11 protein-coding genes and 2 tRNA genes are annotated in these 13,380 nt (G+C 46.9%); 9 read left to right on the top strand and 4 right to left on the bottom strand.

Annotated features, from left to right (window positions below; all coding sequences use genetic code 11):
• The 4 genes from GURA_RS10475 to GURA_RS10460 form a co-directional block, all read right to left on the bottom strand.
• Nucleotides 1–1,080 (bottom strand): mechanosensitive ion channel family protein, encoded by a 1,080-nt coding sequence (locus GURA_RS10475; RefSeq protein WP_011938957.1) that lies wholly within the window; start codon nt 1,078–1,080, stop codon nt 1–3.
• Nucleotides 1,073–2,368, bottom strand: coding sequence for an adenylosuccinate lyase (purB, locus tag GURA_RS10470; RefSeq protein WP_011938956.1), 1,296 nt, complete (start codon nt 2,366–2,368; stop codon nt 1,073–1,075). The genes GURA_RS10475 and purB overlap by 8 nt, the downstream gene beginning before the upstream one ends.
• A 126-nt stretch (nt 2,369–2,494) precedes the next feature.
• Nucleotides 2,495–3,265: an MBL fold metallo-hydrolase gene (locus tag GURA_RS10465; RefSeq protein ID WP_011938955.1), complete on the bottom strand. Its 771-nt coding sequence runs from the start codon at nt 3,263–3,265 to the stop codon at nt 2,495–2,497.
• A 106-nt stretch (nt 3,266–3,371) separates the two neighbouring features.
• Nucleotides 3,372–5,447 carry an ATP-binding protein gene (locus tag GURA_RS10460; RefSeq protein ID WP_041245394.1) on the bottom strand — a complete coding sequence of 692 codons (2,076 nt, stop codon included), beginning with the start codon at nt 5,445–5,447 and terminating at the stop codon, nt 3,372–3,374.
• Nucleotides 5,448–5,742: 295 nt separating this feature from the next.
• Here GURA_RS10460 and gap point away from each other — a divergent pair, with 295 nt between their 5' ends.
• The 9 genes from gap to GURA_RS10415 all read left to right on the top strand — a co-directional run bounded on the left by gap (nt 5,743) and on the right by GURA_RS10415 (nt 13,350).
• Nucleotides 5,743–6,741 (top strand): type I glyceraldehyde-3-phosphate dehydrogenase, encoded by a 999-nt coding sequence (gap, locus tag GURA_RS10455; protein WP_011938953.1) that lies wholly within the window; start codon nt 5,743–5,745, stop codon nt 6,739–6,741.
• An 88-nt stretch (nt 6,742–6,829) separates the two neighbouring features.
• The gene (locus GURA_RS10450) at nt 6,830–8,029 is read left to right on the top strand and encodes a phosphoglycerate kinase (protein ID WP_011938952.1); all 1,200 of its coding nucleotides are present in this window, start codon (nt 6,830–6,832) and stop codon (nt 8,027–8,029) included.
• A gap of 120 nt (nt 8,030–8,149) precedes the next feature.
• Entirely contained in the window at nt 8,150–8,905 is a 756-nt protein-coding gene (gene tpiA / locus GURA_RS10445) for a triose-phosphate isomerase (protein WP_011938951.1), read from the top strand.
• A 66-nt stretch (nt 8,906–8,971) separates the two neighbouring features.
• Nucleotides 8,972–9,376, top strand: coding sequence for a preprotein translocase subunit SecG (gene secG, locus GURA_RS10440; protein ID WP_011938950.1), 405 nt, complete (start codon nt 8,972–8,974; stop codon nt 9,374–9,376).
• 62 nt (nt 9,377–9,438) lie between these two features.
• Nucleotides 9,439–9,525 (top strand) — tRNA-Leu (locus tag GURA_RS10435).
• A 394-nt stretch (nt 9,526–9,919) separates the two neighbouring features.
• On the top strand, nt 9,920–10,480 hold the full coding sequence (locus tag GURA_RS10430; protein WP_011938949.1) for a Slp family lipoprotein: 561 nt from the start codon (nt 9,920–9,922) through the stop codon (nt 10,478–10,480).
• Nucleotides 10,481–10,557: 77 nt separating this feature from the next.
• Nucleotides 10,558–10,644 (top strand) — tRNA-Leu (locus GURA_RS10425).
• A gap of 255 nt (nt 10,645–10,899) precedes the next feature.
• Nucleotides 10,900–11,508, top strand: coding sequence for a DUF4410 domain-containing protein (locus tag GURA_RS10420; RefSeq protein ID WP_011938948.1), 609 nt, complete (start codon nt 10,900–10,902; stop codon nt 11,506–11,508).
• Nucleotides 11,509–11,574: 66 nt separating this feature from the next.
• Nucleotides 11,575–13,350: a M3 family oligoendopeptidase gene (locus tag GURA_RS10415; protein ID WP_011938947.1), complete on the top strand. Its 1,776-nt coding sequence runs from the start codon at nt 11,575–11,577 to the stop codon at nt 13,348–13,350.
• Nucleotides 13,351–13,380 lie beyond the last annotated feature (30 nt).

The following is a 13,380-nucleotide window of genomic DNA, read 5'->3' as shown; positions in this document are numbered from 1 at the left end:
TCAGTCCTTTTCCACCAGTACCGTTCTGGTAGGATACGGTATGTTGATGCCATTTTCCTGAAACCGCTTAACGATGAGACTGTTAATCCTATCGGTCACAGAAAAAACATTCGTGTAGTTTTCTACCCAGAAAAACAAGGCCATATTCAGTGCACTTTCACCAAACGAAACAAAATATCCTTCAGGGGCCGGGTCCCGAAGAACATCGGGAATCTCCATGGCGGTGTCAACCAGCAGTTTTTTTACTGCTTCGATGTCACTTCCATAGGCAACGCCCAGGTTGATCCTCCCCTTGGCCCGCACATCGGGAAAGGCCATATTGATGAGTATCGTGTTGCACAACTCAGAATTGGGGATTATCAAAAAGGTATTGTCCATGGTCTTGATCTTGGTACTGCGCAGACCAATATCAATTACATCCCCCAACTGACCGCCGGTAAGCTGGATTCTGTCGCCGATGCGGAATGGTCGATCGATCATCAAAGTAAACCCCGAAATCATATTTGCCAGGGTATCCTTCGCAGCCATGCCGATAGCAAGAGAACCGATACCGAGTGCTGTCACCAGCGACAGAATATCATAGTTGAAATGCTTAAGGGTTATAATCAATGCGGTGCCGATGAGAAAGATGCTGATCAGCTTTTCAACGAGTGGGATCAACTGTCGGTTCAGACCATTGCTCACCTGCTCGGACAGTCGGGACGCATACCAGTTGAGCAGTTCATCTGTAACACGATAGGCGATATTTGTCAGAATCACCACGATGATTATAAAGAGCAGACCGGATGCGAGCAGATGTGCCTTCTCCGGCAGGGGAAGAGTGCGAACGGCGTAATAAAGGCCGGCGCATACGACGAGAAATGATGCAGGCGGTGTAATTCGCAGCAGGATGCGATCATCCAGATCTGTCTTGGTAAAGGAGGTAAAGCGCGGACCCCAGGTAATCAGTATGTAGCGAAGCAACCGGGCGAGCGCGTAAAAAAACGCGAAGACAACCACCGCTATGAGGATCTCCTTCAACCAATAAAGGAGCAGCCCGTCACTTTCCTCCAGCTTGATGAAATTGAGGATACTATCCACCGAACACCCTCGTAAAAATGGTATCCACATGCTTGAGGTGATAGTTGAGATCAAAGGCTTCCCTGATTTGTGCCTCCGAGAGATGACTGCGCACCTCGGAATCGTTGAGAAGTTCCGTCTGGAAATCCTTCCCCTCTTCCCATACTTTCATGGCGTTTCTTTGCACGATTGCATAGGCGTTTTCCCTTGAAACACCGTTGTTTGCAAGCTCAAGCAGAATCCGTTGAGAAAAGATGAGACCTCGCATCAGGTTCAGGTTCTTCATCATGTTTTCCGGGTAAATCACGAGGTTTTCAATTAAACCAATGCAGCGGTTCAACATGAAATCGATGAGGATGGTAGCATCCGGGCCGATGATACGCTCAACTGAAGAATGGGATATATCGCGTTCGTGCCAGAGTGCAACATTTTCCATGGCGGAAACCGCATAACCGCGAATAAGCCGCGCCAGACCGGTCAGGTTTTCCGAAAGCACCGGGTTCCGCTTGTGGGGCATGGCGGAAGAGCCCTTCTGCCCCTTACTGAAGAACTCCTCGGCCTCAAGCACCTCGGTGCGCTGCAGGTGTCTGATTTCAACGGCAAATTTCTCGATCGAAGAGGCGATGATTGCCAGGGTGGAGAAGAATTCCGCGTGGCGGTCGCGCTGGATGACCTGGGTGGAACAAGGCGCGGGCTTGAGACCGGCTTTGGCGCATACGTACTCCTCCACCTTTGGATCGATATTGGCAAAGGTGCCGACAGCGCCGGAAATCTTGCCATAGGCGATAGTTTCCCGCGCAGCCTCCATGCGTCTCAGATTTCTGCGCATTTCATCGTACCAGAGTGCCATTTTCAAACCGAAGGTAACGGGTTCGGCGTGAATGCCATGGGAGCGCCCCATCATCGGGGTGTTTTTATGCTCCATTGCCCTCTTCTTTATGACATCCATGAGCCGTTTGATGTCGGCAATGATCATCTCGCTGCTCTCATTCAGCAGCATGGCAAACGAAGTGTCAAGCACGTCCGAGGAGGTAAGCCCCAGATGCACGAAACGGGAATCATCACCGATGTAATCAGCCACCGAGGTAAGAAAAGCAATGACATCATGCTTGACGACCTTCTCGATCTCATCGATGCGCGGCACATCAAACCGTGCCTTGGACTTTATCCGCTCCACCGCGTCTTTGGGGATATTTCCCAACTCTGCATGGGCTTCGCAAGCATATATTTCAATTTCCAGCCACTTTTGGTAGCGGTTTTCAGGTTCCCAAATGCGTGTCATTTCGGGACGGCTGTAGCGTTCGATCACTGTATTATCTCCCAATGTTAGTAAATTTCAGGCAGCACCTGCGGTCTGCCTTTTTAAAGCCGATGTTGTTCTAAATAACCGTCATTCCGATATTCTCAGGCGGATTTATTGATATTTATTTACGAATTAAAGGGTCAAAACCGCGCTGGCAAGATATTGATCACCAACAATCAGTCTGGGCGAGCAGACATTCTGGGATTCCAACAAAGTATCGGCAGCGGTGTAAGCCAGTTGCGGGTCATTATTAACTTCTGAAAGATGGGCGAGAAAAACACCTTCAAGGCCGGAATGGAGAATCTCTTCCAATAACGCCGCCGAGTCATTGTTGGAAAGATGGCCATGGCGTGATTTGATTCGCTGCTTCAGATGCCATGGATACGGTCCGTTTAACAACATCGTCTCATCGTGGTTGGATTCAAGGATCAACACCTTGCATCCCTGCAATTTATCTTTTACCAGCCTGGTAGCTATGCCCAGATCAGTAGCGATCCCCACGGTTCCCTCGTTGCTTTTTATAACAAAACCAACCGGATCACAGGCATCATGGGTTATGGGAAATGGATCTATGGAAATATCTTTATAACAGAAAGCGTAGCCGGACTCAAATTCGACAACCTCGGTCTTTTTGAAACAACGCTCCGCTTCTTTATATGTAGGATAACTGAGCAAGACCGGCATCTTAAATTTACGTGCCAACACACCGGCACCCCGTATATGGTCGGTATGTTCGTGACTGATAAGGACGGCATCAATTTCGCCACCATCAACCCCGATAGCATTAAGCCTGCGCAGGATCTCCACGGCAGAAAGACCAGCGTCAATAAGAAGTTTGGTCCCACCGGTTTCTATAAAAAGAGAATTGCCTTTGCTGCCGCTGGCAAGCAGGCAGACCCGCATACTCCCTCCTGAAATGCATTACATTCCCCAAGCAGCATAAAACACGAAAAACTTTGTATATATACAGGAAAAACGGGAGGGATTCAAGGCCAAACTTGAAAAGCCGTTAGTGCAAAAGATTCATGTAATCAATTGTGGAATCACCAATTAGTGGATTTAAGGGGAGAAGAATATGAAAAGTAGAGCCGGAGTCGCTGTTTGGATTATAACCGGAGGATTCAACCCAGATCTCTCCTCCGTGCATATCAACAATACCCTTGGCAATGGATAGCCCGAGACCGGCTCCCTTAGCCTTGAAGGCCACCTTACCGGAACTGTGCTCCTCAATGTTTCCAGCTTCGTAAAACTTATCGAAGATACGGAGTTGGTCCTCTCTGTCGATACCAATTCCCGTGTCGCTAATGGAAATCTCCACATAAAGATGATGTTCCTTGCCAATATTCACTACCGGCTGCATTTGCTGCCCGTCTGAAACCGGTTGTTTGCTGCGCAGAAGATATTTGGCACTGGTAGCAACTGTTATCTGGCCGCCATCAGGAGTAAATTTGATGGCATTTCCGAGGACATTGGACAATAGTTGCATAAGCCGGAGAACATCCCCCCTGATGGTGGGTATCGATTCGTCCAGATGAAGCACGAGCTCTTGCTTGCGCATTGAAAAAAAGAAACTGAGCTCCTTAACGGAAGCCTCAACCAGCCGGTTAATCTGGACATCATCCATTTTCAACTGGAGTCGCTTTTCATCAATCATGGATACGTCGACCATATCCTTGATTATATTATCCAACCTCGAAGCAGCACTGGAAATATTTCCGACCATCTCAAGGACCGTGTTGTCAACTCTGTCGGCCATATCCGTTGAAATCAATTCAGCATATCCCATTATTACGGTCAGCGGCGTTTTCAATTCATGGGAAGCAAGCCCGAGAAAAGAGTCTTTCATTTTATTTAGTCTGACCAGATCGGCGGCACTCTTTTCCAGATTGATCAATATCTCACGCTCTTTAGTCACATCCCGGAATATAGCCTGAACAAGATTTTCAGTGCCGCTTTTTATACTATTGGCATGAAGTCGGGCAACAACAAGGGTTCCACCTTTTTTGACAAGTTGCATCTCTTCAGCTATATGCATTCCTTTTGAGGCATCTTTAAATATTTTGTGAATCTTTGGTATGTTTTCTATATTCAATAAAAGCAGCATCTTAGTCAGAGGAAGTCCCACCAGTTCCCGAGCATTATAACCGAAAAACTCCTCGGCCATTTTATTAATCATTTTAACAATCTCATCGTCGCCGACAACTACGATTGCATCACTGGCATCCTCCATGAGTGATTTATAAAGCTCTTCCGAACGCTCCAGCTCCTGACTCAGGTGCTCAAGTTTAAGGTATGAAGAATGCAGTTCGTTGTGGGTTCTTTCCAACTCCTGATAATTATTTCGGATCTCTTCATCACGATTATTAAGATATTCCGACATTATATTTATATTTTTTGCAAGCTCATTAAATTCATAAACCGGCACTTCCTGAATCCGGACACCAACCGCTCCTTCAGAGATTTTTTTAACGCCCTGAAGTAAGGCAGATACAGGCTGAATAATGCTTTTTTTGACGAAAACAACGACAAGTGAAAAGGCAACAAGCAGGAAGATTACGAGGATAAATACTGAACGAAGTATCATCCCTCTCACCTTCTCGGAAATTATCGTCTCCTTGAAGCCGATGTGTATCTGAGCTGTGGATCTGCCGTCAGGCGCTTTAACCAGAGTGACAGTGTCATAGTACGCAGGGTTTTGTCCGACAAGATTGATCTGTTGACGAGGGTTGGTTGTGAATGAGCGGATTACCACATTGAACTGGAAATTATCAAAGGCGGGATTACTCAAAAACAGAATATTTCCATCCAAATCTGTTATCACACAATAGGCAATATCAGGATTGCCAACCACGAGCTCACGGCATTTTTCAGAAATCCCCGTAATGTCCCGGATATCAAGACCAAGATTAAGTACCTTTTCGATACTCCCTTTCATCGATGTCCCGAGACTTTGCGATCTCAGGAACAATGCGTTGACATAATCTCTTCTGAATCCCACAATATCCATACCTGCACTGGCCAGGATGGTGAGGAAAAGAATAATGAAGGAGAAAAGTATTATTCTTTTTTCTAGGGTATTTTTCATATGTTGTATCTTAACCATTGCCAGCCGATACTACCAGTTTTTATTCAAACAAATTATAATAACATAATTTCACTTCAAGAAAAAGTTGAAAATTATCGATCTTCCGCAAACTTCCAAAAAGTCCATACGAAAAAACAACTATATTCACAACAGTACGATTAATTAAGTATCGACTATTCTCTATTTATCTTAAATAAAAAATGTTGACGCGAAAATCAATATTTGTATATTATGCGCTAATTGTGAGTGATTACTTAGCAATTGCACAAATTAATTATTTTACCAGGAGGCACAAATGGCTTTAAGAGTTGCAATTAACGGCTTCGGCAGGATAGGACGTTCTGTGCTGCGGGCTGCTGCCAAGGAAAAAGGGATCGAATTTGTTGCCATCAACGATTTGACTGACGCTAAAACATTGGCACACCTCTTCAAGTATGACTCCGTACATGGTATATTCCCTGGAAAAGTTGAAACTAAAGATAATGAGCTGATTATTAACGGCAAAGCCATCAAAATATTTGCAGTCAGAAACCCTGAAGAACTCCCCTGGAAAAAAGAGAAAATTGATATTGTGCTTGAGTCAACGGGACTTTTTACATCGAGAGATAAAGCCGAGCTGCATTTGAAAGCAGGGGCCAAAAAGGTCATTATTTCCGCTCCGGCAACCGGCGAAGATATCACCATCGTCATGGGTGTCAATCAACACCTCTATGACCCCAAAAAACACAACATCATTTCCAACGCCTCCTGTACGACCAACTGCCTTGCGCCCGTCGCCAAGGTACTCAACGATTCATTCGGCATCGAAAAAGGCCTTATAACTACGGTTCACTCATATACAAACGACCAAAACATCCTCGATTTACCCCACAAGGATCTGCGCAGAGCCAGAGCCGCTGCACTCTCCATAATTCCGACAACAACCGGCGCTGCTAAAGCAGTTTCGCTGGTTCTTCCCGAATTGAAGGGTAAACTTGATGGTATGGCAATACGCGTTCCAACACCTAACGTATCCGTTGTGGATCTTGTGGTCACTCTATCTAAAAAAACAGATGCTGAAAATATAAATGCAGCGTTACTCAAAGCCTCCAAAGGACCACTCAAAGGGATACTCGGTTTTTCCGAAGAACCTCTCGTTTCCATAGATTACAACGGTAATCCGCTTTCTTCTATTGTTGACGGCTTGAGCACAAAAGTAATTGAAGGCAACATGGCCAAAGTGATTTCATGGTATGACAATGAAAGCGGCTTCTCTCAGCGAGTCATCGACCTGATGAAAATGGTTTTGGCCTAAACTAAAGTTACCTGGGTAAATGGGGGGAAATATTTCCCCTTTATTTTTGTTTGCTAATAAATAAAGTGCAGCATATCAGGAGGAAACCATGTCAATCCGCTACATTGATGAAATCAGCGACCTTCGTGAAAAAAAGATATTCATGAGGGTTGATTTTAACGTCCCCCTCGATGAACACCAGAACATAACCGAGGACACCCGTATCAGGGCAGTTCTGCCGACTATAAATTATGCCCTTGATTATAACGCCAAAGTAGTTCTTGCTTCGCACCTGGGTCGACCTAAAGGCGAAAGAAACGCAAAATATTCTATGGCGCCGGCAGCTAAGAGACTTTCACGACTGCTTGGCAAAGAAGTCAAGCTGGCACCGGACTGCATAGGCGATGGCGTGTCAAAAATAATTGACTCCATGCAACCGGGTGACGTGGTTATGTTGGAAAACCTCCGGTTTTATCCAGGTGAGGAAAAAAATGATGACGACTTTGCCAAAGCATTGGCCGATCATTGCGACATATATGTTAACGATGCTTTTGCAGTATCCCATCGGGCACATGCATCAGTTGAAGCAATAACAAAGTTTTTTCCCATAGTTGCAGCCGGTTTTCTAATGAAAAACGAAATGAGTTATTTCGAGAAATCCATGAAAAACCCCATACGCCCCCTTGTTGCAATTTTAGGCGGGGCAAAGGTTTCCGGCAAACTAGAGGTTCTCGAAAACCTCTGTAACAAGGTAGACAAAGTAATTATTGGTGGTGGAATGGCATTCACTTTCCTGAAAGCCCTGGGTTACAATGTGGGCAAGTCACTGGTGGAAGAAAACCTTCTTGAAACTGCATTGAATACATATAACAAGGCTCGGGAAAAGGGGATAAAGTTTTACCTGCCAGTTGACTGTGTCGTTGCAGACCAGTTCAACCCTGCTGCCGAGACCAAGGTCACTACTATTCAGGAAATTCCTGAAGGCTGGATGGCTCTTGATATCGGCCCTGCTACGGTAACCCTCTTCAGCACAGCTCTCCAGAACGCGAAGACTATTGTCTGGAACGGGCCCATGGGTGTTTTTGAAATGGACGCCTTCTCGCGCGGAACGTTTGCGATGGTATCGGCGGTAGCGAACTCCTATGCCCTTACCATTGTTGGTGGTGGTGATACTGATGTAGCGGTGCACAGAGCAGGAGAATACGCCAAAATCAGCTATATATCGACTGGCGGCGGCGCTTTCCTCGAACTTCTCGAAGGGAAAAAACTTCCGGGTATAAAGGTGCTGGAAGATAACGGCCACAAGTAAAATCAGTCGATGGTAGATGGTTAATGGTGGATGGTTCGCATAGAAAAAGCTTGCCTCACCATTAGTCGCCCGCTGTCGACCATCAACGAACAACCATCAACCGCTTCTTCAGGAGGCTATATGCGTAAACCAGTAATCGCCGGCAATTGGAAACTTTATAAGACCACAAGCGAAGCGCTCGAGCTAGTCAATGAACTTATCCCCCTGGTCAAAAATGCTTCCGGGGTTGAAATTGTCGTAGCTCCGGTATTTACCGTATTAAGTACGGTAAAGAACGCTTTAAAGGGAACGAATATCAACCTGGCTGCCCAAGACTGTTTTTGGGATGAACAAGGTGCGTATACTGGTGAAGTTTCCAGTACAATGCTGCTTGATGCCGGATGCAGTCATGTAATTATCGGGCATTCAGAACGAAGACAGTTCTTTGGAGAAACCGATGAGACCGTAAATAAAAAAAATATAGCAGCGTTGCGTGCCGGACTGACCATACTTTTCTGCATCGGAGAAACTCTTCACGAGCGTGAAGAAAACCAAACCTTCACGGTCCTTGAACGGCAGATTAGCGGCGGTATTTCAGGGATTACGAAGGATGAACTGAAAAATGTGATCATTGCTTATGAGCCTGTATGGGCGATCGGCACGGGCAAAACTGCAACTGACGATCAAGCACAGGAAGCTCACAAATTTATCCGGGGAGTTGTGGCAAAGCTATGCGACAGCGAGTCTGCAGAAAATATCAGGATTCTCTACGGAGGAAGTGTGAAACCTGAGAACGTCAAAGGACTCATGGCCCAAAAGGATATCGATGGTGCCCTGGTTGGCGGCGCAAGCCTTAAAGCTGATTCTTTTGCACATATAGTCCGCTTTAGTGAATAAACTCTTTGCTTTTGTCTCCCAATATGCTAAATATTATTTTTTAAAATCTTGGAGGAAAAAGCATCGATGACCACACTACTAATTATTTTACACATCTTTGTAAGCTTAGCATTGATTGTCATAGTTCTGCTGCAGTCGGGTAAAGGCGCAGAAATGGGCGCCTCATTCGGTGCAGGAGGCAGTCAGTCAGTTTTCGGTGCTGGTGGCGGCACTACATTCTTAAGCAAATTGACCACGAGCGCTGCCGTTATCTTCATGCTCACATCCCTAACCCTTGCATTCGTATCAGGAAAGGGAGGAAGTTCTTCGATCATGTCATCTAAGGACGCAACCAAAGCCGTCCAGAAAAAATCTGCCGCTCCAATGCAACCGCCCGCACAAGGTAAACCATTGAGTACAGAACCAGTACAAACTAAACCGGTACAGCAGGTACCACAAGCTCCTGCCCAACCAGCAACACCTAAAAAGTAACAAGCAAGGTTAATTTCCTGTTGACATGCTCGACGCTTAATGATAAATAAATATTCTTCCTTGCCGAAGTGGTGGAATTGGTAGACACGCCATCTTGAGGGGGTGGTGGGCGACAGCCCGTGCGAGTTCGATTCTCGCCTTCGGCACCAAGTTAATATTAAAGAGCCAGTAATTGACAAGTTCAATACTGGCTCTTTCATTTTTCAGTCATATTAGACAACTTTACGACCAGATATACCTCGCCATTAGTACTGCCGAAGTGAATGATCCAGGAATCAAGATCAGGATTGGCCCATTCACTTTCTGCACCTGCCCACCCTAGTTTCCTGATTAAAAACTAAATAGATTTACCCTCCGCAAGTTAGTATGATCCCGTAAATAATTGCTTAATCATTGAGTGCATGACCTGTAAGCTAAAAATACGTCGATCACATACCTTCAGGCATCAAAACTGCAAGCGACTTAACATTTAACACACGCAATTTGACATTATCGTCAGCACAACTAATATTTAATCAAGAAACATTCTACGGAGGTACTGTAATGGGCAAATTACTGGCATTGCCGCTCCTGGCACTTTTATTCCTTTCTGGTTGTGCTCACGTCATAAGTGAAGAAGCCAGAAAACAGGTGGACCCATCCATTGCGTTCAGCAAATTGCGTGGAAATCCTGACACCTTCATCGGCAGAAATGTAATGCTGGGTGGAATGGTTGCCGGGGTGAAAAACACTAAAGATGGCGGTCAGCTGGAAATTGTCCAATTTCAACTCGACGATGTCGGCTTTCCCATTGAATCGTCACACTCAGGTGGTCGCTTTCTTGCCACTAGTCCAGATTTTGTCGATGCCATGATCTATAAGCCCCGCAGATTGGTAACAATTGTCGGAGAAGTCAAAGGGAAAAAGACTTTACCTCTCGATGAAGCTGAATACACCTATCCAGTAATCACGATCAAGGAAATATTCGCCTGGAAATTATCTGAAACTGAAAAAGCCTTCCCCTATCCCACTCCGGCACCTTACTACAACTACGACCCATATTATTATGGATATGATGTGCCGCCATACTGGTATCGACCTTTGGGCCCCGTGTTTCGACCATAGAAACACTGACAGAGCAATAGTAACGAATATTTCTCTTGCAAACGATCGACAATAGTGATATACAAAATAACTCGAAAGCCGAAGTGGCGGAATTGGTAGACGCGCTAGATTCAGGTTCTAGTATTCGCAAGGATGTGCTGGTTCGATTCCAGTCTTCGGCACCATAAAATCTAGAGTCTTTTGTATTTAACAACGTAGACTCCTAATAAAAAGACCTTCCGACGTTATACGCACGGGAGGTTTTTTTATGTCCGTTCCATCCCCAGATTGATATCCTTCAAGTCGCAAAAATTCCCTTCTACGTATTTCGAGTATAAATACAATATTTCGAGGTAAAGCCTTTTTACTCGCCAACCCTTGACAGAGAGCCACCTATAAACTACTATCCAGTATCATCATTTAATCTTTTGGAGGGAATAATGAAAAGGCTGTTACTCGTTGTTAGTTTTATTGTCATGGCTGCACACGTCTCTGTTTCATCGGCATCAGCAGAGGATACACCACTCTCGAAACCAGACGTACTCGGTGAAGAGACAATTTACACCTCAAAACATCTGGCCAGCTACGATACGATAATTATCAAAGATTTTGACATCAGCAAACCTGAACTGGACAATATCGATGATGACGAAAAAAAGGATATCGAACCGATCATGTCCACCATTCCCAAAATCATGTCTTCCTACTTTGTCAATGAGTTGAAAAGCCAGAAGAAATTTATAAATGTTGAAAACAACTCGGATAAGAAAAAAAATGCGGTGATTCTTGAGGGAAAGGTAACCAAACTCAGCGGCGGACATGGTGCGGCCAAGTTCTTTTTGGGCTGGATGACACCACAGAGCCTCAGGACCCACATTGAAGTCAGCGGCCGTCTGATCGATGCACAAACCGGCAAAGAACTTGCTGTTTTTAGCGATGTAAAGTCGGGTCTTACCGGTGCCGGCATGGGATACATCAAGGAAATTCTTGTAAATCTGTCCGGTGACCTGGGCAGAGATATGGCCGAATTTGTCGGAAAACTCTATTAGACCATCAACCTGATAAATGAACCATCAGGGGGCGAATTCGCCCCCTTTTTTACTGTGAGGAAAACCATGGGATACGATATAAAAGATCTGTTGTGGAACACCGCCCCCCTCTATACCGGACCTGAGTCACCGGACCTGGAAGGTGATTTTGAAGCAGCAGCAACAGGAGCGAATGGGTTCAGGGAACGCTACCGGGGGCGTGTCGCGGGCTTGGATGTCGTTGAACTGCAAAAGGCGCTGGTCGAATACGAAGAGCTCGAAGAACTAATCGTCAAACCGCAGCTCTATGCCCATCTCCTCTTTGCCGCTGACTCGGAAAACGACGTCAACAAGCGCCTCTCTCAAAAGGCAGCGGAATTCGGCAACCTGATGAGCAGGGAACTCCTGTTCTTCGACCTGGAGATCATCCAGATGGAGGACAAAGCCTTTGCGCAATTGATCGGCGACGAACGGCTCGCTAACTACCGTCACTACATGGAAAGCCTGCGTAAATTCCACCCCCACACCCTGACTGAGCGGGAAGAAAGCCTGTTAAAACAGAAGAGTCTGACCGGTACAGAGGCGTTCTCCCGCCTGTTCGACGAGGTATCAGCATCATTCCGCTACACCATGACTCTCGATGGGGAAGAACGGGAGTTTACCGGCGAGGAGCTGTTGGGACTGCTCCATCATACCGACGCCATGGTCAGGGAACAGGCATTCGCTACTTTCCTCAAGCGCCACGAGGAACAGGGGATCATCTTTTCTTCCGTTTTCAATACCGTTGCCCTCGACCATGGGCAGGACCTGGAACTGCGCAACTACAAAAGCCCCATGGAGCCGACCAACCTGGGTAACGAGATCCCTGCCGAGGTAGTAGAGCGGATGATGTCCGTTTCCGAGGCCAATTACCCGCTGGCCCAGGAGTACTTCCGCCTCAAGGCGAAACTGCTGAATCTGGATAAGCTGAAAAACACCGACGTCTACGCGCCGGTTGGGGAAATAGAGCAACACTATACCTTTGCCGAGGCCCGCGACCTGGTGATTGCCGCCTATGACCGGTTCTCACCGGAATTTCGGGATATAGCCGCCGCCTTTTTCAAGGACGGCAGGATTGACGCCCTTCCCCGCATCGGCAAGAGCGGCGGCGCCTTCTGCATGGGAATGACCCCGCGACTCGCGCCATACGTGCTTCTCAACTTTACCGGCAACCTGCGCGACGTGGCCACCGTAGCGCACGAACTGGGGCACGGCATCCACTTCACCCTCGCCCAACGCCAGACCATGGTCAACTACCATGCACCGCTCCCCCTGGCGGAAACGGCATCGGTCTTCGGCGAAATGCTCCTCACCCGACACATGCTGGAGGGTGAAACGGACAAGCAGGTGAAGATCGCCCTTCTTTGCGCCAAGATCGAGGACATCATCGCCACCACCTTTCGTCAGAACGTCCTGACCCGTTTTGAAGAGCGGATGCACCTGGAGCGGAAGAAGGGGCTACTGACCGCGACGCAGCTCTGCGACCTGTGGTGGGAAGAAAACGCCAGGCTTTACGGCGATTCAGTGGAGATGATCGAAGCATACCGCTGGGGATGGAGTTACATCTCTCATTTCATTCACACCCGGTTCTACTGCTATTCTTACACCTTTGCCGAACTCCTCGTCCTCTCCCTCTACCAGAGATACCTCAAGGAAGGAGACGCATTCATCCCCACCTACCGGGAGATCCTTGCCGGAGGCGGCTCCAAGTCACCGGCCGACACGGTCAGACCGGCCGGCATCGACCTTGCCGACCCGGACTTCTGGCAGAATGGCTATGACGTCCTGACCGGCCTGCTTGAAGAACTGAAACAGCTGGTCTGATAAAGACAACAAAAAAGCCCGCTGCTTGAG

Origin of the sequence: Geotalea uraniireducens Rf4, assembly GCF_000016745.1 — a bacterium.
Taxonomy (GTDB): Bacteria; Desulfobacterota; Desulfuromonadia; order Geobacterales; family Geobacteraceae; genus Geotalea; species Geotalea uraniireducens.
Note: the sequence above shows the minus strand (reverse complement) of the source record. Positions and strands in the feature narration are given on the sequence as shown.